Raw genomic sequence first — 25,709 nt, forward strand, 5'->3', positions numbered from 1 at the left:
CTCTGTCTTGTCAAATTTATTAATCGGATTATACGATCTTTATTCTTGCAACCAGATATGGCCGCTCACGCAAATCTTTTCCGCCATTAAATCCGGGTAATCTATTCCATTGACCTAACGTAACATACAGATAACCATTCTTCGCATAAAACAATCCATCAGGCCAGCCAAACCGTTGGTCTCTTGCCAAAGTTGTATAATGACCTTTCGAATTCCTTTTTACCAAAGCCATTTGCTCATAAGCTCCGAAATAAATATTACCGTCTTTGTCCTCAGCCAATCCATCACAAGCAGGTCTTTCTCCTTCATACTTAACGGCATTTTCTATGTCCGACTCCGATTTCGAGAAGTCTGATAATATCCCTGATTGAATGCTATATAATCCTCGTCCCGTAATTGATGTCCAAAATACCCGTCCTCCAGACAGAGCTATTCCATCAGCACCACCCGAAGGTAATGATATATTTTCGGGATCATAGGCACAAGCCTCCCCTTCAAGAAATGCCACATATCCCTTCTGAGGCTGTGTGGATATATGATCAGCCAAAACCTCACGGGATTTTCCGGTTGAAATATCGATAACAACCAACGAACCAATATGCCCGAATGACGAATTAGTAACATAAACAATACCTTCTTTCCCCTCAGCCAAATCAACTCTTAAATCATTCAGATGACTATCCTGACGTAAAGCCGGCGCATTAATAACTATCGTTTTGATAACATGCCCGTTCTTAGGATCAAAACCTACAACTTTTGCTGCACCTTCGGGAATTCCGCTTACACCGGCTCTTTTTCCATCATCAATAACCCAGATATTACCTTTATCATCCAATGTCATTCCATGAGGAGATACAAGCCACTGATCAAAATGTTTATCGGAGGGGTAAGTCATTTCTTTATTTGGAAAAGGTATCAATTTACCCTCTTTATACTCCGCCAAAGAAAATTCCTTATGATTATCAGCATGGCGAGGAAAAGTAAGAAATATTCTCCCGTCATCGGTTACCACAATGCCAGACATATCGGGATCAGGTGCATTAATTTCTGCGACAATCTCTACTTTAGCTAATGAATCAGCTTGTACCGCCACTGATATCGTTTTATCTGAAGCCGTTTTATTGCATGAAACATTTAAGATGAAAAGTAATACAACTATGAAATTCAAGAATTGCCTAACTATACATTTTTTCATTTCTCACATATTAATTAAAAATGTAATTGAGAATTCAACTCGGGACGCTCATCCTGATGCCAATACGGATAAGCCTTAACACTTACACTAGCGTCATCAAGTCTCTTTACCTGATCTTGAGTCAAATTCCAACCGACAGCCTGTAAATTCTGTTTCAATTGCTCTTCATTTCTGGCTCCCACGATTATACTTGTTATAGTCGGACGCTGCAATAACCAATTCAACGCAACCTGAGCTACAGATTTACCTGTTTCGCCGGCTATAATCTCTAGTTCATCTACAATTCTGTATAATCTTTCTTCCTCTGCAGCTACAGCAGGAACTGTACTGGTTCCGGCAGCAATACGGCTGTCTTTTGGTATAGGTGTATTACGGCGAAATTTTCCACTTAAACGCCCTGAAGCCAAAGGGCTCCAAACTAAAGCTCCAATATGCTGATCGATTCCCAAAGGCATAAGTTCCCATTCATAATCACGGTTAAGTAACGAATAATATACCTGATGAGCAACATATTTACTCCATCCGTAACGTTCCGATACTGATAATGATTTCATTAAATGCCATCCCGAAAAATTAGAACAGGCTATGTATCTAACTTTTCCGCTTGTTACTAGATCATCCAATGCTCTAAGAGTTTCTTCAACGGGCGTATTACCATCAAAACCATGCATATGATAAATATCTATATGATCGGTGTTCAGTCTTTTCAAGCTGGCTTCACAAGCTTCTATCAAATGATAACGAGACGAGCCGTATCCATTAACGTCTTTTCCCATAGGAAAAGTAGCTTTTGTCGAAATCAGCAGTTGATTTCGAATACCTTCAACAGCCTTACCCAATACCAATTCTGAATCACCTTGAGAATATATATCTGCTGTATCAAATAGATTAACACCTGCATCTAAACATAGATTTATTAATCCGTTGGCTTCTTTTACCTGAGTACTGCCCCAACCTTCAAAGCCGTTTGTTCCTCCAAAAGTTGCAGTACCGAAACACAATGCCGATACTTTCAAACCTGAGTTACCTAAATTCCTATATTCCATACCTAAAACTTTTAAAGATTAATATCTTAACTTATTGTTTTACAAATATAAAATACTCTTAAGACTTATCACAATGCTATATTTGCAGTATAATGTGCTATATTTGCATAAACTCTTTTTAACATCGTTTATATGAGCGTACTCGAACGAAAAATAATACATGGCTCAGTTTCTTCATTCAGCCACATAGAGTATTCTCAGTTTCTTCTGCCTTGGCATAAACACGAAGAATTTGAGATCATGATTTTCACCGGAGGAAAAGGTAAACAATTTATAGGTGACGGGATCATGGATTACCAAAAAGGAGATATTACTCTGATAGGAAGCGATATACCTCACTTGCATTTATGTAATGATATTGCAAATGGGAAAAAGCAAAGTACAAGTTCAGGGGAAGCCGTACAATTTACGATAGATATGTTTCCCTGTCAAATGGAAAAACTCCCTGATTTTACAGAGATCGACGCCCTTTTAAAAAAGAGTCAATACGGAATTCGTTTTTTTGACAAAGGTTTATGGCTGGATATATATACTATGGTTATGGCTCTGGATGAGATGCTTGGAACAGAACGTGTTGTTCAATTATACAATATACTGAACAAACTCAGTAAATCATCTGATTATAAATTAGTATCGGAAACAATGTATTATCAGGATAATCCATTGGATAGTGGAGATAAACCTGTAGATAAAGTTTTTAAATACTTATATCTCCATTTCAAAGAAAAAGTTACTCTTAAACAAATTGCAGAATACGTCAATAAGGATCCATCAGCATTGTGCCGTTCATTTAAAAAGGGAACAGATAAGAGTATCTTCAGATGTCTGGCCGAAATCCGTATAAAACATGCATGTAAGCTACTTATCAATTCGAGCCTAACGATATCCCAAATTGCTTATGAGTGTGGATATGGCAATTTATCTTTCTTTAATCAGCAATTCAAAGATATAACAATGAAGACTCCTTCCGAATATAAAATACACTCCATTATTTAACAACGATAGATGTGAATATACTTATTGTAGCAATCGTCACTTTAATTCTGAATATAGTCTTAGGTATATACCGGGCAAGATTCAAAAAAATGACAGCCATGTGGTGGATCATGATTCATGCTTCCATTCCGGTGATAATACCTTTACGAATATACTTGAATACGCCCCGAATAACTATCCCCATTTTTATAGGAATCGCGGTGTTGGGTCAAATTATAGGTAGTAAATACTTATACAAAAAGCGTCTCTAGAATCTCCGTAAAACATAAAAACAGGTCATACTAAATATAGAGACCTGCTTTTGAATTTGATTTGTTATATAATCAATACCCCGGATTCTGAGGAGTAACTCCCAAACTTGTATAATCTTCGCTAAGAGGTATAGGGAAACGATAAAACTTACCGTTCAGATTATCTATTTTAGCATGCAAATGTTTATGAACACGGGCATAAAATGCAGCGTTAATCTTATTTGCAATATCCGGAAATGCAGCCTTTATAGTTGTTGCCGATTCATATTCAGCCTTATAATACTCATAATTAGGAACAGTATTTTTCACTTGAGACAACAAAGTTCTCCAACGTACCAGATTAAGCCAATGTTTTTGTTCGAAAGCAAACTCATAATCCCATTCGTTGTATAAATTCTCTTTAGTCAGTGTCGAAAGTTTTCCTCCATGCTCATAATGTCCGCCATAAGCTCTTTCCCTTACTTTATTTACAGCTGACAAAGCATCTGCTGTTTTACCCTGAAAGAACAAAGCTTCAGCCTTAATCAGTAATACCTCGGCATAACGAAAATCGATATGGTCTATATTATTAGGTTGTTCATCAAGAGCCTTGAATGTTCCATCACCGGTTCGATGTATCCATTTCCCCGGACGGACAATACTTACTGGCCATGTCAAAGTATCCACTACCCCATCGGTATATTCTATACGTTTAGCATAAGAAAACAACTTACGAGTATCGTAGTCTCCCGGAATACGATTCTCCAACGTAATATCTGCATAACTGATATGAGGATCAGTCCTTGCACTCTTAGGCCATGTAAAACCACAGTGTGTCTGATGATTTCCCTGTGCATCTATACCGTCTCCATCATGATGGATCGAAAATATAACTTCATCATTATTTTCATTAGCAACTCCCCATATCGAATTAAAATCATCCAATAAACGATATTTACCACTATCTATCACTTTGTTTGCATAATCGACAGCTTTTTGGAGCTTCTCAGAATCAATCGCAGGTTTCGCAGGATCAGTTGTACCCGAAATCGCAGATATTTCATCAGATGTGATTGGTTTTTGCCCCCAAGTCAAATATACTTTTGCCAGAATAGTATTGACAGCACCTTGAGATGGATTCGATTTATTGCTATCATATTCGGGTAAACCATCATAAGATTCGGTCAGGTCTTTAACAATCTGGGTATATACATTATCAATAGAGGCTCGTGTCCGTTCAGTACTCTCGGAACTTAAAACCAAGGGAACTTCTCCAAAAAGCTGTACTAATTGAAAATAATCATAGCCACGTACAAACTTAGCCCTTGCAACAAAAAGGGCTTTATCAGCCTCAGAAAGATTTGAATTTGCAGCAGCCGTTCCAACCTGTTCTATGGTAAGATTTGCCGCACCTATACTTTTATAAAGACGGTTAAAAACCTTGATCGGATACCAGTTACTGGGAGTTGTTTCGAATACACTAACCTGCGGGCCATCTTTAGAATCATCTACTTCTTCGAAAGAAATAGTCGTTTCGGTAGCCGATTCTAATAGAAATGTATAAGAAGACGAAAGGGTTTGCAACGGGCCATACACTGCATTAGCTAAAGCTTCGGCCTCAGCCCGTGTTTTGATCGAAGAAGTTGGCTCTTCTCCACCCTCGGAATTATTATTACTGTCACTGCACGAGTATTGTGCGGCAGAAAAGAGTGCAAGAAGCACTACCGGGAAAAATAGTTTCTTTTTCATTTTCCAGATCAATTTAGGTTTATAATAATATTGTGTAAATAATCAACTTAGATTAACAACTCTTTTTCAGAAGGTTATACTAGCTCCTGCCATAAAACTTCGGGAAGAAGGGTATATACCCAAGTCGACCCCTCCGGCAATTTCGGGATCGTATCCCTTATAGTTCGTTATTGTAAAGAGATTTCGAGCCGATGCAAAAAAACGAATCTTAGTAGAAGAATTATTAATTTTTAAAGGTAATGTATATCCTAGGGTAATATTCCTTAGTTTAAGGAATGAAGCATCTTCCACATAACGGCTATCCAGCTCGGTTGGACGAGTACTATTGAGATGAGGAATACTGTTCGACGGATTGGTTTCCGTCCAGCTATCCAATAACGCAGCCGACATATTATAAGAATCATTCGGACGTTCAAGATACCGTCTCAACAAGTTATATACTTCATTACCTTGAGATCCTTGAAATAGAATATAAAAATCCAGATTGCGATAAGTAAACGAAGATGAAATTCCATATGTAAAGTCCGGCTGAATACTACCTAAAATCACCCTGTCGGATTCGGGAGTTACTTTTCCATCGGGAGTTCCATCCGTACCGCTTACATTAGCTAGTTTTGCATCTCCCGGTTGAGGTGTTTTTCCTCCGACTTTAGGTAAAGACGACACATCTTCTCCCGTTTGTACAACACCCAGAAAACGATATCCGTAAAAAGAACCTACCGATTCGCCTACACGTAATATCTGCTCCTGATCGCTGCCTTCGGTCAATTCATTGTACTCGCCTAAACTCGTTATGCGGTTTTTATTATGTGCAATATTTGCAGAAGCAGACCATGTAAATAATTTACTATCAATAAGCTTTGCATCAAGAGTCAGTTCAATACCTTTATTAGTTACATTTCCCAGATTCACAATCTGTTTTTCACTGGTACCTGAACCTAAGGGTGTTGGTACTTTCAATAATAAATCGCTGGTTTTCTTATAATAAACATCCGCAGTTAGAGTTAACCTGTCATTCAGGAGTCCGGCATCAATTCCAGCATTGTATTCAGTAGTTGTTTCCCATTTCAAATCTGAATTTCCAAGATTCGTCATATCATAAGCCGCACCTCCATTATATCTGCCTACACTGAAATATTGCTCATATTCATCAAAATCAATCTCCTGATTTCCGGCCTTACCATAAGTCAACCGTAATTTTAAAGTACTTAACATAGGGTTAAGAGGTTTCACAAAAGACTCTTCATTTATATTCCAAGACACCCCAACCGATGGAAAGTATCCCCATTCGTGGCCTTTTGCAAACCGCGAAGATTTATCAGCCCGGTAGGTTGCTGTAAAGTTGTACCGATCCAGCAGAGTATAATTCACACGCCCTAAAAATGATTTAAAAGAAGCATCCTGCTTTCGGGAAATAGGAGGCAACTCCTTTCCTGAGGCCAGATTATCAAATGATTCTAGGTTTTTAGCCTTACTTACATTAAAGTCAGTTTTGGTGTTTTGAGTTGTGTATCCTCCCATAATATCTACGAAATGAACTGAATTAATCTGTTTTGCATATGTCAGTAAGTATTCGGTTTGGATTATATCAGTCCGTCTGTTTCCTATCGCTCCCATACCTCGAATATCCTGATTGAGACCTAATGCTGTATAAGGCGGTGCAAAATAATTCTGTGTTATATAATCAACATTTCCGCCTACATTTATTTTTGCAGTCAAACCTTCAATTATAGAATATTGAGCATAAAAGTTACCCAATATAGATGAACTCTTTGTTTGCCCGATACTGTTCTTCAGGTCTGAAACAGGATTAGCCGCCTGTCCGTAATAACTCAAATAACTATATTCGAAAGGGTTTGTATAGTTATATCCTCCGTCTGTATTGTAAATGGATATAACGGGGGGCATATACAATGCATAAGTCAAAGAATTGGCAATACCATGGGAGTAAGGAGAATCATTGTAATTAGTCCCTTCAAAAGTGGTAAGAGCATCTTGAGAACTTCTATTAAAAGTAGCAGTAACTCCTATCTTCAATTTTTGGGTCAACTCCCGATCCAGATTCAAGCGTCCGCTAAACCGTTCAAATCCCGAATTTAAAATAATCCCCTTCTGATCTGTATAATTCGCTGATACTAAATAACGGGTTTTATCATCACCTCCACTTACCGAAAGCTCATGAGTTTGTGATGTTCCGGTCTGTAAAACCGCATCCTGCCAATCGGTACCTTTATCGAATTGGGCTAATTCATCCTTACTATAATACAAGCTGGGCTTGTCATTGAAATATTCTTTTTGAACGGCAAGCCATTGTTTTGCAGTGAGAAGGTCAAGTTTCTTCGCCGATTTATCGGCTCCGATGGTATATTGATAACGAACAGTATTACCTCCCCGCTTACCTTTTTTGGTTGTAACCAAAATAACACCATTCGCTCCCCGTGATCCATAAATTGCTTTTGCCGAAACGTCTTTTAAGACTTCAATAGATTCTATATCTGCAGGATTGATAGATGCCAAAGGATTGATGCTCCCGTCAATGTTTCCGACTCCTGCCTGTGTAGCATTTTTTTCACTGAAAAAGATAAATCCGTCAATCACATACAGTGGCTCATTGCTGGCATAGATAGAATTACCTCCTCTTATACGAACAGCAGAACCTCCACCCGGCTGACCTGAATTTTGAGAAACATTCAATCCGGCCACACTTCCCCCCAAAAGCTCATTTATAGAAGTCACAGGTTGGTCTAATGTCGTTTTAGAAACAGAACTAACAGCTCCCGTAAGCTCTTTTCGCCGCTGTGTTCCATATCCGACAATGACGACTTCACTCAATACACTAGCATCTTCCGACAAATATATATTATTCTCAGATGCTGATTCGATTAGTAGCTCCTTAGACTTATAGCCGAGAAAACTAACATTTAGCAAAACCGGAAGTCTTTTTGATACTGTAAGTTTAAACTCTCCGTTAATGCCTGTACTTATGCCATTCGAAGTAGACCTCTCCTGTACTGTCGCCCCTGTTATGGGTTCTTTCGTTTTCTCATCCAGAATATGACCAGAAATAACAACCTGTGCATGAACAACCGTAGAATATACAGCAAGAAAAACAAGAATAAGGAGACTTTTTTGAATAGAATAAAAAGAAGAATAGTTTCCTTTCGAGAAATTAATTATCTTTACCATGGATAAATGATTTTATCAAGAGCACTTCCAATACCAATTGCCGTCGGAGGAGGAAGTGTTCGCCTTTTTTATAAAGTACAAACTTTTTACTTTTACATAGCACACTCAAAGAGCTACCATATAAAAACTAACTATTTTTTAAGAACTATAGAAATCGGATAATTTTGTTACATCATGTTAGTAACACATTCGCATTCGCAGATTCGAAAAGGTTGTGATGTAAGGAGTGTTAAACCTCTGGAATATCTCAAAACAGACATTCTCATAAAGAGAAGATAAAAATTGTTTAGAAAGTAGTTTCATTTTGCCGTCTTATTAATCATAGTGATTGATGAATACAAATTAACTTATTTTTAAAAATCTGCCCAATACCATAAATGCGGTATTTTAAATAATAACAGATTAATTGCCTAATGTTCTTTTCAAAAAATCAGTCGGATTTTCGTTATAATATTTTTTAAATATTTTAGAAAAATAAGACGGGGACGAGAAACCTGTTTCATAGGCAGCTTCTGATATTGATTTTCGGCTTACCGTCAACAATTGTACAGCATATCTTAGTTTTATAACATTCACTAAATCATTGGGAGAATAACTGGTCACTGATTTCAATTTTCGATAAAGCTGAATGCGTGAAAGCCCTAAATGAGATGCAATACTATCGACATTAAGATCCTGCTCACTCATGTGATTTTCAACATAAGACTGAAAATCGGATAATAATTTCTGCTCTATATCAGCTAAAGATACCTTAGACGAATCGTTAATAAAACTCTGTCCGAATGCGTCTTTTAATTTCTTTCTGCTTTCAATTAATTTTCTGAGCCTTATTTTCAGTAATTCGGCATTAAAAGGCTTGGGTACATATGCATCTGCTCCATTTTCGAAACCTATAGCTTTCTGTTCATCCAATGTACATGCAGTTAGCAACACAATAGGAATATGAGATGTCACTACATTTTCTTTTAAAATCCGGCATACTTCAAAGCCATCTTTTTCGGGCATCATCACATCACTGATAATAGCATCAGGAATATACTTAACAGCTTTTTCGATACCGATATTTCCATCATAAGCACACACCAGATTATAATCATTTTCCAAAACAAGTTTCAAATATTGCTGCATATCCTCATTATCTTCAATAACAAGTACAATCGGTTTTTCATCGTCATACGGAGTTTCCAGAATGGAAATATCTCCGATTCCCTCCGCCTCCTTTATAGATAAATTACTTTTAGTGAATTCAAAATTAAAATCAAGAATTTCATCATCTATATTCTCCTTTATAATAGGAATCTGAACAGTAAAAACAGTTCCTTTCTGATCTGTACTTTCTACAAATATTTTACCCTTATGCACCTCAACCAATGAACTTGTCAAAGCCAATCCGATACCGGTACCGGTATCATTCAGGTTTATTTTATAGAAACGGTCAAATATATTCTGAATTTTTTCGACTGGAATACTTGTTCCTGTATTGAGTACAGACAATATGAATAATGATCTTTTTTCATCCAGAGACAAAGTAACCTTTACTGATCCATTACGAAAAGTATGCTTAAAAGCATTAGACAGTAAATTATAATATATTTTCTCGATCTTCTCCTGATCAAATGGTATTATCAGGCTATCTTTATCGGCTTCAAAAGAAAAGTTCACTTCTGATCGTTTCGCATAATCTTCAAAAACGACATTCAATTCCCTAAAAAAAGCAATAATATCTGCAGTCTTTAAAATGAGCTGCATTTTTCCATTCTCAAATTTACGAAATTCTATTATCTGAGAAATTAGATTTTGCAGGCGGTTACTGTTTCTCCGAATCAGGTTCAATAAGTCAGATTGCTCCTTTGTTAATGATCCGGAAGTCATTAAAGTATCTAATGGCCCCAGTATTAAAGACAAGGGGGTACGAAACTCATGAGAGATATTGGTAAAAAAGACCAATTTTGCATGAGTAGCCTCCTCTAGTTGTTTCGATAAAGAGATCAGCTGTTCTTTTTGCTCCGCCAATGTTTCGGCCTGCAATTTTATTTCTTCATTTTGTTTTTTCAACAAAGCATTTATACGACTCTTAGACCGATACGCCAATATCAGAAAAACCATAAGGGTTGTAATCAGAATCAATATAATTATAGTAGCATAAAAGATATTCTGCTGGTTGGAATATCTCATTAAGCTTTTATTCAATAAGCCGTGAGTAGCTTCGAGTTTTGCCTGTTGTTCGGCTATCTGATCAGTTTGTAATAAAATCGTTCTGACATTATTTTTGTCTACAACTGCTGTTCTTAATGTATTCTCCTTTTTATACTCTCCACGCTTCAATATCTTCACAGCCAAAGCTATCACTTTATCGCCTCCTGTAGGATATATAAAAGAAGCATCAAGTAATCCCTTCTGTATATTCTGAATTCCGCCATTCTCTCCCGGCAATGCATCTATTCCTACAATATACGGAGACTTACCGCTGTATTGAATAGAAGCTTCATATACACCCAATGCCATAGGATCATTTAATGCGAAAACAAGGTCTATTTTATGATCTTTCTTTAATATTTCAGACATTTGTTTACGTGCCTCCGGCATTAAAAAATTCCCCCTTCTTTCAGCCACAACCTTTATACCGGGATATGTCTTCAATCCATCCTGAAAACCGTTATGACGCTCCTCATCAGAAGTAGAACCTGCCCATCCACGTATCTCCACTATATTGCCCTTCCCATTAAGAACTCCGGCAGAATACAACGCAGCTTCTCTTCCTATCTCATAATTATCCGCCCCTACATATGCAGTATATTTGTTGGACTCAATCTTCCTGTCAACCAATATTACAGGTATCCCCTTTTCATATGCTTTCTCAACGATAGGTGTTATTGCTTTTGACTCATTAGGTGATATAACCAATAAATCTACTCCGCTTTGGATTAGTTCTTCAATATCTTTTATCTGCTGTTCGGTGTTGTCTTTTACGGTTTTTATATCAAGTTTAATGTCCAGATCCTGATAAAATGATGCTTCTCTGAGCATCTCTTCATTCATTGTTTTCCTCCAAAGATCGTCGCTGCATTGAGATACACCAATAATAATGCCTTCTTTTTTTGTATTATTACAAGCAGACAGCATTAATAAGAGAACGGTTAACAATAGACAATACTTCATCAGAGAAGAGCTTATATTCAAAAATACACAAAAAGCACCATACTTCTGCAAATATGATGCTTTTGTATATTAAACAAACTATTTATTCTTAAACAATTCAAGATAAGCATCCGGCAATTTGGGCATAGCACCGTGCTGAGTACAAACATAAGCAGATACTTCAACAGCAAGCTGATGGGCATCCGATATACGTTCTCCTTGTATATAAGAAGCAACAAAAGCTCCTGTAAAAGAATCACCGGCACCTACCGTATCAGCAACATGTACTTTTGGTGTTGGCTGAAATGATGTTTCTTTCGGTGTGAAAACATAACTACCTTCCGTTCCCTTTGTTAGAATAAGTATATCCAATTGGTATGTTTCCAGTAGCCAGAGGCAGACTTCTTGTTCGGTTTCTTTTTCGAGATTGAATAAATTGGATACAATTACGACTTCTTCATCATTTATCTTCAGCATATTGCATAGTTCTAAAGATTCGTGAATAAGATCTTTAGAATAGAAATGCTGACGTAGATTAATGTCGAATATCTTCAGCGAATCATCCGGCATTGCCAATAGAAACGAACGGATTGATTGTCTCGAGACATCGCTTCTCTGAGCCAGCGATCCGAACGAAACTACCTTAGTATTTTTTGCCAGTATCTCCATTTTAGATGTAAATGGAATATTATCCCAAGCCACACCTTCACATATTTCATATTCGGGTACACCTCGTTGATTCAGTTTCACATTAACGGTGCCGGTAGGATAAGCCGTTGTCTCAATCGAATAATTTAAATTCTTTTCAACCAAAGCCGACATTATTTCTTTACCTAAAAGATCATCACCAACAGCACTTACGGCATAACCGTTGTACCCGAACTGCGACACATGGTAGGCAAAATTAGCGGGAGCTCCTCCTAATACTTTTCTGTCAGGAAATACATCCCAGAGTATTTCACCTAACCCAACAACTGCATTATTCATTTATATAATATTTTCGTGTAAATTAATCCTGATTATTAAAAAGGTGACAAAAGTTACATGGAAATTGTATGTTTTCGATTGTTACCCTTCTTTCTCGGTTATCCTATAAAGAGAGATTTTGAAAAAAGGTAACAAAGGTTACACAGCAATTACACTTTTACATCTGTTACCTATTTTCAATTTCATAAATTAGAATACATCCTTCATATAGATAAAATTAAAACAATAATATCTGAAAGATTTCTTTACTTATTCAGTGGCTCCACTTTGTCTTTTATCCTCATTGTCATAGCAAGTAAGTAAACAACCCCGATACTCATCACTATCAATGCTCCGATCTGAGAACTGTCGAGAACTTTAGTAGCTTGTCCCATAAAGAATGGAAAAACAGTTCCACCAAATAATCCCATAATCATAAGACCTGATATTTCGTTCTTTTTACCGGGCATGTATAACATAGCCTGAGACAATATAACTGAGAACACATTGGAATTTCCAAAACCGATAAGTCCGATACATAAGCACAAAACAAACTCACTTTGCATAAAGTACAGTCCGGCCATACCTAGTGCCATTAAAACAACACTCACCGCAAAAAATTTCTTTGCTGAGAAACGAGCTAATACAAAGGCTCCGATAAAACATCCGGCTGTGCGGAAAGCGAAATAAACACTGGTAGCATAATTAGCATCGTTCAGTTCAGTTAAATTTAAACGCTCCATCAATATACGGGGTGCAGTAACATTAGTACCCACATCAATTCCCACATGACACATTATCCCCAAGAAACAAAGAAAGATGAAACCATTACCCAAGAGTTTGAAGCACTGCACAAATCCAGCTCCGTTTACACTTTCTTTTTCTTCATCTATATGAGTCGCCCACAACCAAATAGTAGAAATAACGGAAATACCCAAAAACAAAGGATAGATCATTTTCCAATCGTCGAACATCAGTGCAGCCCGTGTTGCTATAAGTGGGGCACTAAATGATGCTATAGCCTTTACAAACTGACCGAATGTTAAAGAACTTGCCAGTTTTTCGCCTTGGACAATATTAGATAAAAGCGGATTTATGGATACCTGCATCAATGTATTTCCAATACCTAAAAGAGAAAATGTTATAATCATGGAAGTCTTATCATACCATACCAAAGGAACAATCATCGATATAGCAGTAATAACAAGACTGAGTACAACAGTCTTACGCCGACCGATACGCCCCATCAGCATTCCTGTAGGAACTGAAAATATGAGAAACCAGAAAAATACCATGGATGGAAATATATTTGCTGTAGCATCATCCAGCGACAAATCTTTCTGAACATAATTAGTTGCTGTTCCTACCATATCAACAAAGCCCATACAGAAGAATGCCAGCATTATAGGTAATACCTTACCGTAAAATCCTTTACTGTTTATCGTGTTCATACTTTCAGTTATTTCAATTTATGAATTTTTATATTATTAATTTTCAAAACTTTACCTTTATTTTTTATCAATAAAGAATTATAAGGTTCGCCGGGAAACATTATATTGGTTTGTGTTACAGCTCCCTCATCTATAAACAGTTCGGATGAAGCACTATCAATAAACAAACGGATTTTATATTTATCCTTCTTTGTTAAAGGAGCTTTACTTACCACCGATGCAAATTTTTCGTTGATATCTACTATCCCGCTTTTAGAACGATCTACATTGAGAGTTTCATTCTTCAAATCGAAAATGAAATCAAGATGTTCTTTCGATTTATTCTGTAACTCCAATACAAATTCCTCTGATTCCAAAACATCTACTTCCATTTCCAACTCATAGGCTCCATTGTTTACATTCAGGAGTTTTTCTATCACAAACTCTTTGTCTGTACTGATATTCTCCAACAGAACTGTTTCACTCCTCAATGATTCCAATTCATGTACCGGATAATTAGCCAGAACCACATGTTTGCCGTTATTTGCTAATTTCAACTCTCGAGGCAATGTCATTGCACTTCTGAAGTTGAGTGTCGGTACAAAGTTTGCATAATCCCAGTTATTCATCCAACCAATAAATAACCTTCTTCCATCAGCATCTGGAATATTATTCCATGTTACTCCAGCATAATTGTCACGTCCATAGTCAAGCCAAACAGGATATGGAATAGTCATGTCCGGATTAAAAGACTTTCCATCAAAATCTCCTATAAAATACTGAGTGGCGCTACCGCCATTAGGTCCTCCGGGATTGATACTCACCAATAAAACCCATTTAAGCTGCCCATTATATTTCAAAGGAAACAGATCAGGACATTCCCAGACTCCATCATGATTACCTATACCTTCGCCAAATTCGCTCAACTTGTTCCACTGTTTTAAATTCTTAGATCCATAAAAAGTGATGGTCTGAGAAGTAGCCAAAGACATTATCCATTGATTAGTCTTTTGATGCCAGAATACTTTAGGATCTCTGAAATCGGCAATCTTTGGATCCGATAATACCGGATTATGTTCGTATTTGGTAAATGTACGTCCCTTATCGAGACTATATGCTAACGATTGAGTCTGTAAAGCTCCTGCTGAGGTATATATTGCAACAATGGCATCCTTGCCGAATCCTGCTGTATTGTTTTTATCTACAACAGCACTACCCGAAAAAATAGAACCAATAGAGTCAGGTGCGAGTGAAGTAGGCTTATATTCCCATTTCACAAGATTCGAACTTATAGCATGTCCCCAATGCATATTTGCCCATCTGGAACCATAAGGATTACTTTGAAAGAACAAATGATATTCTCCATTATAATAAACCATCCCGTTCGGATCGTTCATCCATCCATATTGCGGTGAAAAATGGTAAGCCGGACGATATTTTTCATTATAGTCATAATCAAAGGTTTCAGATTGTTTAATCTGCGCAAAGCCAATATCCGTTTTCTTCACATGTCCAAAAGTCAGAGACACTGGTTTTCCTTTATATGCCTCAATATTAATCGGTACCCAATGATCAACTTTAGTTTGAGAAACCCGTATATTCATCGGAACGCCAACTTTCTGCCCGTCAACGCTCAACTGTACAGATGATTCAGGTCCCTGATCTTCAACAGGCACTAACAAATAATTCATCGAAGCATCAAAAGACAGAGTATAATCAGGCATAATATTACTTTTAGATGTATTACTCATTTCGATATTATCGACCAATATATGTCCCCAGCCACCACGCTGATTATCTACTATTTTTATGGCTGCAGTTTTACCCTTATATTTTGTCACATCCCATGTCATTTGCAACAAACTTTCGCTCTCTACTATTGAGCGGGTTATATATGTACTCTTTCCGTCTACTATCAATTCTATGTACGTATCAGAGTGCATACCTCCTCCTAATAAAAAATTGATATAGTTACGCTCTATTGTAAAATCCTTCGACAACAATGTTCCTCTCGAATCATCTCCTCCATTGAAACTATTAGCGAGATAAGTTCCTTGGAAATCTTTTACATCCTGTTGGCCGGGAAAACTTCCTTTTGCCGGGGTACTGCTAAAAGCATCTCCTTCAACTTTCCATTTATCAAATGTACCCGATTCAAAATCATCTATCATAATATCTTGAGATGAGCAACTCATCAACAACATAGCAGATACGACAATTCCGGTATTTAATTTATTTATCTTCATATATAATATTTCTTATTTATAAATCTTTACATTAGAGAACGTAACCTCTCCGTTATTAGACACAATTCCCCAAGCATTCTGGTTCATCGCATAAATACGGTTTGTAAAAGCAATCTTATCATTTACATATAACACACATACCGAATTTTCTATCAGTAAGGTCACATTATATTCGCCATTACTGCTAATTGGTAACTCTACAGATGTAATGGTTTCACTCGTACCATCAAGTCTTAATACCTTATTTAATTCAATTTTCTTAGCTTCTGTATCAAATTGCAAGGCAAAGACTTCGCGTCTATTACCCGATGCTCCGAATTCAAAGCCAAATTTCGTTGCCGTTGAAGGTTTTATCGTTGTTTTAATTTTGTTGATACCTGTTAATCTATCGAATGTAATATAGTCCTGAGCCGTTTCTGTTCCCTTTAATGTATAAGAATCGGACACAGCCTGAGAAGAATAGCTTCCTGTTATTTTCAATTCTACACCATTTACAAGCTTTTGATCAATCAAATTATTCATTATCACAGACAATGTTCCATTCGAATTTTGATTCAGCTGATGTACAACTAAAGAACCTCCCCAGCTAAAATCCGACGAATCATTGTTTCCTGTACGGGTAGGTGCCCAACCAAAAAGATAGCGGGATGTACCGTCGCTTGCCGTTTTTGCTGCATAAAATGTAATTCCATCTAAAGCATTGTTAGCAGGAGTAGTCCAAGTCAGGGCTCCTTGTTTTCTGTATTTATAGTGTACCAAGCGTGAATCTATTCCCGAATATACAATATACTGATAACCGTTTTCAATAAACACATCTGCACATTCGACCATGAACTCATTATCATCTATATAAAAGAAAGGGGTTGCAGTGTCGATTTCCCAATTCAATAAATCATTCGACTTGAATTGAGCTATCACTCCCTTCCATGCGCCACCAACATCAGCTCTAGTACTAACTAACATTTTGAACTCATTACCTTCCTTTAGAATGAAAGGATCTCTAAATTCATTACGATCATACCCGTCAGGGGCTCTGAATGAAAAAGAAGGTTGTTTTGTCCAAGTTTTAAGATCTGAAGAAGTAGCCAGATAGATAAATTCTTTTGGATCTAAATCTCCATTATGTGCTGTATAAAAAGCATAATAAATATTACCATTTTTGAATACAGCTCCTGTTCCTAAAGCATCTTCCTGCGAATTATCTGCTCCGCAAGGAATCATTTCACCATCATCTGTGTAAGACAGAAAATCGGCTGTCGTTGCTTTATACCAAGGGTGAAACGTAGCCGGAGCCGGACGAGTATCCTGAAGATAAAAAACATGGAATGTTCCATTTTCATAAAAAGGCATTGGATCTCCCACCCAACCGTGAGAAGGTTTATAGAACATTGAATAATTCTGTGACAGATCATTCACATCATAATAACTCAATGTTCCCGATGGAGCTGCATCCGGATCATTACTTACATAATTATGGTCATCATTACATGCACTCAATGATAAGATGCTGAATGATATATATAATAGGGAATTCTTGATTTTCATATTATTATAAAATTAGGCGATCCCGAATCCAATATTCCGGAATCCGGAATCGCTGTTATTCTTAGATTTATTGTTGTAAATAATCTATAATATTAGAGGTTATTTTTTCAAGATTACTTTGGTATTTATTCGTACCAACTACAGCCCAATCATAAGCCTCTCCTCCGAAACAAATGACGCCGCCTTTACTTTCTGACTTCGGATATTCAAACATAACAGCCCTGCTGCTATTCGCATCATCCCACTGGAAACTAGCCAATCCAACACCACCGTTACCTGCTTCCCAAGCTGATTTCGATTTATAATCAACCCAATCTTCGGCAAAATTCCATAACGCATTATGAGCTCTTACCTTCAATCCGGAACTTAACAGATATACTTTATTATTCACACCGGCAGGTTTAGACAAACCTGTAAATACGGCATGCGATTCGTGACCGGTAAAACAAATACCCCAATCTTCACTCAATGTAACAGCTTCGGCTCCATTAGTCTCTCCCCACAGATTGTTTGCTTCTTTTCCGTCTTTAGTAGCACCTATCGATGCTGCATATTTGACAGCCCAAGATGAAAGGAAAAATGAACCTCCATTTTCTAAATAGCTTTTCAACGGAGTCAATACATCCGATGATGTTGTTATCGCAGGTAAATCTCTGGTTGTTCCATCTAAATGCCACCACAACACACTGTATTTGGATAATGATGCAGTTCCACTTTTAATATCTGAAAAAGATATATACTCAGCATTAGGAACATTCTTCACGAACCAGTCATAAGCTGCTTTTTCGTCTTCATTTTCGATATCGGACGAAGATGCCGCTGTTCCCAAAAAACCGACAGGACTAAAATTTGTCGGTACTACTGTAACAGTATATACTACAGATTCACCCATATAAGATATACTATATTTTACGGGATTTGTAAAATCCTCAGCACTACCTGAACTCGGAGAAACAGTTGCTCCGGGTGTCGCTGTATATTTAGGTTTCAATGCAGTAAGATCTTCTCCTACAGGATATTTTACAACTATCGTCTTAGCATCATTATCTATTGTTCCAGAATAAGTATCAATGGTGAATGTCAGTATTTTACTATATGATGCACTAACTGAATAATCGTTGTAGAGATTACCGTTGATCACTCGATATGTTTTTGATGCAGACAAATCGGTATTATTTGTAATACCCGGAGACACAACAGCTCCCTCTGAAACCTGAGCGTCTATTTTCAGATTTGTAAGATCATATGACCAAGGTAAGTATATCTGTATTGTCGAGGGCTTCGAACTTTCATCAATTACACCCTCTACTCCATTAGCTTTGAATGAAGTGATATTTACACTGCCCGACAAGTCCAGTTCATCTCTTTTGTCGTCGTCACAAGATGTGAAAATTGCAAGAAGAAATATTGATGTGCAGATCGTTAATATATAAGATATATACTTTTTCATTGTATTATATTTTGTTATGTGAAAGGATGTATTACCAACCATAATTTTGCTTGTATATTCCATTAACAAATACAATCTGTTGGTTAGGTATAGGGAGATACTCATTTTTATTCTTGGTAAACCGTGCGGAAGAATAATAAGAACGCTTACTTGCTTCTGTCGAATAATAATTATTTATGACATCAGAAACAATTCCCCAACGTACAAGATCAAAGAAACGGCTACCCTCCATTGCAAACTCTAAACGACGCTCCCAACGTAAAGCCTGACGGGCAAAATCTGTTGTCCATGTACAATTCTTACCAGGCTCATAAACAGAGATTTTCATATTAGGAGCATAATTAGTGAAGGTTGTACTTCTTTTAGCTCGTTCTCTGATCTGGTTGATCAAAGGAAGTGCTTCCCCTGCCCTATTCAGTTCAATAAGAGCCTCGGCTTTCATTAAAATAACATCAGCATAACGCAATACAATCCGATTCTTTGTATTTCCATAAAATGGAGAAACATTCACAAAACAATCACACGTAGGATCTACATTTTCTTTTAGAGATGCATAATATCCATATACTGTAGGATTGCGGTTCCATCCTTCTTCATAAATCAGCTCCTGATTATACTTATACGGCAATCCCGGAATAGCAACAGTATGGAATAATCGGGGATCTGCGGCGCTTGTACTTACATCATAATCTTTATCATTATATGTATCGAATTGAGGAAGTCCGCTCGAAGCATCCGTTTTAAAGGCATTAACCAAATTCTGACTTGGTTTATGAAAATCACAGCATCCAAGCCCCATCGGCACTGATAATACATCACCCCAATTGAGACGGCCAAACATTGTCCCATCATCTTTTGAATACTGTATAGCAAAAACAGATTCTTTACCGTTTTCATAACTTCCCGGCAAGAAATTGTAAGCAATATCATATTCTAATCCGTAAATACCCGAGTTAAGCACAATGTCAGCATATTTTACAACCTCTTTTAAATCATCGGCATTGATTTCTGTTACACTGTTCTTTTCATCCTGACGGTATGCTTTGTACAAACGGGCCTTAGCCAGATATGCAGCAGCAGCATATTTATCGGCTCTTCCTACTTCTTTCTTCGTCTCAGGCAGTAAAGAGTATGCTTTTTCAAAATCGTTGCATATCCATGCCCACTGATCATCGTTCGATAGTTTATTATCAATATTGTCATAGTTATCGAGAAGTACAGTTTCATCCACAAACGGAATATGTCCGAACAACTCTTTCAACATAAAATAAAAATGACCTCTGATAAAATACATTTCTCCCATCCGAATATCTTTATTCGGAAATTTTTCTGTTGTTGTGTTCTCCAATGCAGCAAGAGCCTGATTAGTTCTGGATATAGCTACATAACAATAATACCACAAATCATTAGGCTCAGAAAACGTAGTCTGAATATTTTGTGATGTCTCATAATAATGAAATGTAGCAATGTCATTGATATCATTTCCTCCTTTATAAGCATCGTCTGAGCGTACATTTCCATATGGCCATAAACTGAAAGGTTTATCGTAATGATCATTACCTAAAGCAGAATAGGCAGATGTAACTAATGCCTCAACCTGATTTTCGGCTAAGTCTCCATCGAGAGTACCCTGCGGATCATGATCGAGAAAATTACACGATGTATAAGTAAGCATAAATGCTGTACCAACTAATAGATATCTATATATTTTTTTCATTTTCAGAATCTTATATGGTTAGAAAGAAAGGTTTAACCCAAAAGTAAAAGTCATAGGTATAGGATACCCCCATGAAGGGTTTTCAGGATCAACACCATTAAAGCTTCTACTTTTTATAGTAAATAGATTTTGAGCACTTACATAGGTTCTCAAACTGCTCAATTTTATTTTACTCAAAATATGAGATGGTATATTATAACCAAGCTGAACATTCCTTAATTTCAAGAAAGAGCCATTTTCAAGATAATAAGTTGAAAAACGGGCTTCGTTGTTTGAATCAGAGTTTGTTATCATCGGAATATTAGAGTCGGGGTTTGTTACGGGATCATAAGCATTCAACAAACGCCGTCCTTTATTGGAGCGGGTATCCGAAACACTCCAGAAATCGGTCACATACTTCAACTGATTCACTACATCAACATTATGTATTCCTTGAAAATACATCACCAAATCAAAGTTTTTATAAGCCAGATTAATATTCAATCCATATGAGAAATCAGGATATGGGTCGCCCAACCATGTCTGATCCTTTTCATTTATAACTCCGTCATTATTAACATCACGATAACGGATACGTCCTATATTTTTTCCGTCTTGCTTTGCATGCTGATTCAACTCTTCCTGTGTTTTGAAAATACCATCAGCAACATAACCATAATACGAACCATACGGACGGCCTATTATATTATCATAAGTTCCGTTTCCTCCGAAATCATTTAATACTGCATCGGGTACTTTGGTCACTTTATTTTTATTTGTCGAAATATTCCCTGCTATATCATATTCCAAACCGAAAGATGTTTTACCTCTATAACCCAGAGAAAACTCTACCCCTTTATTTTCGGTGTTGGCCCCATTATACCATTTGGCGGCTCCTTCTCCTTTTATAGCCGAATATCCTGGACTGTATAATATATCTTTCGTGTTTTTGATATAATATTCTAAAGTACCGTACAACCTATTATCAAGCAAAGCAAAATCAAATCCCCAGTTTGTCTGGGTTGTAGTTTCCCACTTCAAATCAGGATTTTCGATCTGTACTCTCTTTATGCCCGAAGCCAGTAACCCCGATCCCGTACCTGAAAAATCATATGCTGTACCCCAAACCGCATTCCAAGTCGGATCACTTTTACCATAATCTGTTACGTAATAGCGATATATAGCCATTGTATTCATTTCCTGATTACCATTCTGTCCCCATCCGAAACGGAATTTGAGATCAGTGAATATATCTTTGTAATTCTCCATGAATTTCTCCTGAGACAACCTCCATCCTAGATTAAATGCCGGAAATGTACCCCATCTGTTATTCTTTCCGAATCGAGAAGAACCATCACGACGTAAGGTAACCGAAGCCAGATATTTATCATCGTAGGCATAGTTTACTTTTCCGAAAAATGACATTAACGAATATCCGTCAGACTTACCAGTCCCTTCACTGGTTCCGGTTCCGGCATCAGGCCACATATAATCAGGGTTCTGAGTTATATAATCTTCGCGCGAAGCTGACATATTAATGTCTTCCTGCCTGAACATCTCGTGTCCTAACAAAGTTTCAACCCGGTTTTTCCCTATCTGAAAATCGTATGTCGCGGTATTTGTCCAAGACCATTTTGTCCAATGAGCCTGTTCCATTGTTGACTTATTAGTTGTATTGGTCACATATCCGTCCTGATAAGAATAAGTTAAAGTTCGTTTATAGTAATTACCATAATCAAGACCAAAACTAGAACGAACATTTAATCCTTTCAACGGATTTACATTTATATAAGCATTACCTAAAGCTCTCCAATACCGGTATGAATTATCTCTGTTATCATAAACCAAGCGAGCAGGGTTTTGCCTGTCTGGTAATCCGGTAATAGGTCCACCCCAATTTGATCCATCGTCTGTCTTCACAGGTATAAACGGAACTGCAATCAAAGCAGCTTCAACAATCTGATAAGGTTGTGTAACTTCGGTAGTTCTGTTTAAAGTAAAATTTTCTCCTATGGTAATAAGTCCGTCAAGTAATTTATAGTCTGTATTCATTCTCGCCGAAATTCGCGAGAAGTCTGTATATTTAACCAAACCATTATTGTCTAAGTACCCCAAAGAAAAATAAGACGAGCCTTTTTCATTACCATTACTTATCGATAAATTATAAGACTGCATAACTCCGGTTCTGGTAATTTCGTCAAACCAGTCGGTATTAGCAGGTTTCATTGTTTTGGCTTTATCTAAATATTCGGGGAAATAAACATTTTTAATAGTTGAGCGGCCATCCGATGCGGTTCCTAAGTCATATACTATACCGAGATTATTAGAATTCGGATTTTCGCCACTATTAATGTATGCCTGTCCTAATACCTGAGCATACTCTTTAGAGCTCAATACATCTATTTTATTATTATACATAGATGCAGTAACATAAGCATCAAAATTCACTTTAAGGGCCCCTTTCTTTCCTTTTTTAGTTGTCACAATGATGACACCATTGGCCGCCCTCGATCCGTAAATACTTGCAGAAGAAGCATCTCTAAGAACCTGTATACTTTCAATGTCATTTGAATTGAGTTCGTGCATTCCTGAAGTAGAAGCAACACCGTCTATTATATAAAGAGGATCGGTATTATTCCAGGTACCAACACCTCTGATCTTTATTGTTGCCGACCCACTCGGATTACCATCGGCTGTAACCTGCATACCAGGTATACGTCCTTGTAAGGCTTTCATCGGGTTATTTTCCGAAGCAGACATCATATCTTTTACATCTACGACAGATACAGCGCCTGTTAAGTCAGCCTTTCTTTCAGTACGATAGCCTACTGCAACCACCTCATTAAGCAATAATGCATTTTCTTCCAGAACCACATCTATTGTACTCCGGTTGTTGACTGAAATATTCTGAGTTTTGAATCCGATATAAGAAATTGTTATGGTTGCATTTGAACCTACTTGCAAAGAATATTTTCCATCTATATCGGTTATGGTTCCATTCGTTGTACCGGTTTCCACAACCGAAACTCCGATAACAGGTTCTTTATCCGTTGCTGAGATAATAGTACCCTGTACAGTCTTATTCTGTGCTGATAAATGTGGAATAAAGCACAGAAGGAAAAGTAAAGTGAAAAACTTCAGTCTACTTTTTCTCAAAAATAATTTCTGATCCATCAATTTGGCAAAGATTTAGGTTTATTAATATTTTAACGAGAACAAAGGTATCTGAGAACACCAAAGCTCTCTAGCCGAATCGTATCAAAAGCAGGTAGATTTGTAACACGAATGTGTAATACAGCTCTTTGAATACTATATGACAATACTTTAACATAAAAAAGGCCAATAGATATATCTACTGGCCTTTCTATATTTAATTGATGCTTTACAATCAAATCGTAATCATATGAAGTACATCTTTCGTTGTAATTACTAACAACTCCAAAAGTGTAAGAAAGATATTAATATATAAAAAGCGCGTAATTCCTCTAAGAATCCATTTAATACAAAATAAATTTTTGCCATAATTCAGATTAAATCAATATATATCATATTCATCTGAATATCGGGAGATAATATAGCAAGAAAGCAGCAATAGCGTACTGATGCCCGAATTAAAGAGAACCCTGAATGAAACAAAAGAACCACTGACAAAGACCTAATTAACTTTCAGACGGCTTATCCCTATAAGCACTGAAATAACAAGCATTATTGAATGTAAGAAAAGTTGATCTGTAGTTTGATATCGCTTTGTTTCAAAGATAGGTAATAAGCTTATATTAAAAGCTATAAGCACCTCAAAAAGGGATCTTATAGCTTTTTAATATACCTTAAAGATGGTATTTTCCGAACATACAAAATTCTATTTATTTGCAATATAAATATTACATCATTATGGCTAAGATCGCAAAAGCAATAACAGAATTAATAGGTAATACTCCCCTATTGGAATTAACCGCAATTGAACACAAATTTAAATTAAATGCACAGATTATAGCAAAGTTAGAATATCTCAATCCCGGGCGCAGTGTGAAAGACCGCATCGGTTTGGCTCTGATTGAAGATGCCGAACAGAAAGGAATTCTCAAAAAAAACAGCGTAATAATAGAACCGACCAGTGGAAATACCGGTATTGCTTTAGCTCTTGTTGCAGCATCCAAAGGTTATAAAATTATACTTACAATGCCGGATACCATGAGTGTAGAACGCCGCAGCTTATTAAAAGCCCTCGGTGCTGAACTCGTTTTAACACCGGGACATGAAGGTATGGGGGGAGCTATACGCAAAGCTGAAGAATTAAAATCTGTTACATCTGGAGCCGTAGTTTTACAGCAATTTCTTAACCCTTCCAATCCGAAGATGCACCGCGAAACAACCGCCAAAGAAATATGGAACGATACTTATGGAAAAGTGGATATATTCGTAGGAGGTGTAGGAACCGGAGGTACAGTTTCGGGCGTTGGTCAGGCTCTGAAAAAGCTCAATCCACGGATAAAGATCATAGCAGTGGAACCGTTCGACTCGCCTGTATTATCCGGAGGCAAATCTGGACCACATAAGATACAAGGGATAGGAGCAGGTTTTGTTCCGGAGATATACGATCCGACAGTTGTTGATGAGATATTTAAAGTAAAAAACGAAGATGCTTTTGAAACAGGTAGACAACTGGCTGTCAATGAAGGTCTGATAATCGGCATTTCTTCAGGAGCGGCAGTATACGCTGCTATTCAGATCGCTAAGCGAGTCGAAAATAAAGGAAAACAAATTGTTGTAGTATTACCAGACACAGGAGAGAGATACCTGTCGACTCTTTTATTTCATCAACCTGAATAATTTACT

Annotated in this window: 14 protein-coding genes; 2 read left to right on the forward strand and 12 right to left on the reverse strand. The window is 37.1% G+C overall.

All coding sequences use genetic code 11. From position 1 onward, the window contains the following. Window positions 1-28: 28 nt before the first annotated feature. Together K322_RS0114445 and K322_RS0114450 are read right to left on the reverse strand one after the other, a co-directional pair. Window positions 29-1,195, reverse strand: coding sequence for an L-dopachrome tautomerase-related protein (locus tag K322_RS0114445; protein ID WP_035332194.1), 1,167 nt, complete (start codon window positions 1,193-1,195; stop codon window positions 29-31). A 14-nt stretch (window positions 1,196-1,209) separates the two neighbouring features. Beyond that, entirely contained in the window at window positions 1,210-2,241 is a 1,032-nt protein-coding gene (locus K322_RS0114450; RefSeq protein ID WP_026627518.1) for an aldo/keto reductase, read from the reverse strand. Window positions 2,242-2,373: 132 nt separating this feature from the next. Between K322_RS0114450 and K322_RS0114455 the strand changes: the two genes are divergently transcribed. Beyond that, window positions 2,374-3,237 (forward strand): AraC family transcriptional regulator, encoded by an 864-nt coding sequence (locus K322_RS0114455; protein ID WP_026627519.1) that lies wholly within the window; start codon window positions 2,374-2,376, stop codon window positions 3,235-3,237. Between the two features lie 323 nt (window positions 3,238-3,560). On the opposite strand, the gene K322_RS0114460 is transcribed toward K322_RS0114455, so the two are convergent. The 10 genes from K322_RS0114460 to K322_RS0114505 form a co-directional block, all read right to left on the reverse strand. After that, complete coding sequence (locus tag K322_RS0114460; protein WP_026627520.1) at window positions 3,561-5,216, reverse strand: RagB/SusD family nutrient uptake outer membrane protein; 1,656 nt, start codon at window positions 5,214-5,216, stop codon at window positions 3,561-3,563. Window positions 5,217-5,282: 66 nt separating this feature from the next. After that, complete coding sequence (locus K322_RS0114465; protein ID WP_051290824.1) at window positions 5,283-8,402, reverse strand: SusC/RagA family TonB-linked outer membrane protein; 3,120 nt, start codon at window positions 8,400-8,402, stop codon at window positions 5,283-5,285. A 402-nt stretch (window positions 8,403-8,804) separates the two neighbouring features. After that, window positions 8,805-11,561 carry a substrate-binding domain-containing protein gene (locus tag K322_RS0114470; protein ID WP_026627522.1) on the reverse strand — a complete coding sequence of 919 codons (2,757 nt, stop codon included), beginning with the start codon at window positions 11,559-11,561 and terminating at the stop codon, window positions 8,805-8,807. Between the two features lie 78 nt (window positions 11,562-11,639). Continuing rightward, window positions 11,640-12,527 carry a carbohydrate kinase family protein gene (locus tag K322_RS0114475; protein WP_026627523.1) on the reverse strand — a complete coding sequence of 296 codons (888 nt, stop codon included), beginning with the start codon at window positions 12,525-12,527 and terminating at the stop codon, window positions 11,640-11,642. A gap of 245 nt (window positions 12,528-12,772) precedes the next feature. After that, window positions 12,773-13,957 carry an MFS transporter gene (locus K322_RS0114480; protein WP_035332195.1) on the reverse strand — a complete coding sequence of 395 codons (1,185 nt, stop codon included), beginning with the start codon at window positions 13,955-13,957 and terminating at the stop codon, window positions 12,773-12,775. Window positions 13,958-13,965: 8 nt separating this feature from the next. Then, entirely contained in the window at window positions 13,966-16,182 is a 2,217-nt protein-coding gene (locus K322_RS0114485) for a GH32 C-terminal domain-containing protein (RefSeq protein ID WP_026627525.1), read from the reverse strand. Window positions 16,183-16,194: 12 nt separating this feature from the next. Further along, window positions 16,195-17,727 carry a glycoside hydrolase family 32 protein gene (locus K322_RS19580; RefSeq protein ID WP_051290825.1) on the reverse strand — a complete coding sequence of 511 codons (1,533 nt, stop codon included), beginning with the start codon at window positions 17,725-17,727 and terminating at the stop codon, window positions 16,195-16,197. A 67-nt stretch (window positions 17,728-17,794) separates the two neighbouring features. Next, the gene (locus K322_RS19585) at window positions 17,795-19,177 is read right to left on the reverse strand and encodes a DUF4960 domain-containing protein (RefSeq protein WP_157279473.1); all 1,383 of its coding nucleotides are present in this window, start codon (window positions 19,175-19,177) and stop codon (window positions 17,795-17,797) included. 31 nt (window positions 19,178-19,208) lie between these two features. Then, window positions 19,209-20,894, reverse strand: a complete 1,686-nt coding sequence (locus tag K322_RS0114500) for a RagB/SusD family nutrient uptake outer membrane protein (protein WP_026627526.1) — start codon at window positions 20,892-20,894, stop codon at window positions 19,209-19,211. Between the two features lie 18 nt (window positions 20,895-20,912). Continuing rightward, window positions 20,913-24,047 (reverse strand): SusC/RagA family TonB-linked outer membrane protein, encoded by a 3,135-nt coding sequence (locus K322_RS0114505; RefSeq protein WP_026627527.1) that lies wholly within the window; start codon window positions 24,045-24,047, stop codon window positions 20,913-20,915. A 717-nt stretch (window positions 24,048-24,764) separates the two neighbouring features. Between K322_RS0114505 and cysK the strand changes: the two genes are divergently transcribed. Further along, window positions 24,765-25,703, forward strand: coding sequence for a cysteine synthase A (gene cysK, locus K322_RS0114510; RefSeq protein WP_026627528.1), 939 nt, complete (start codon window positions 24,765-24,767; stop codon window positions 25,701-25,703). Window positions 25,704-25,709: the final 6 nt, after the last annotated feature.

The sequence above is a fragment of the Indolivaga capnocytophagoides DSM 22835 genome (assembly GCF_000426485.1).
GTDB classification, from domain to species: Bacteria; Bacteroidota; Bacteroidia; order Bacteroidales; family Dysgonomonadaceae; genus Dysgonomonas_A; species Dysgonomonas_A capnocytophagoides.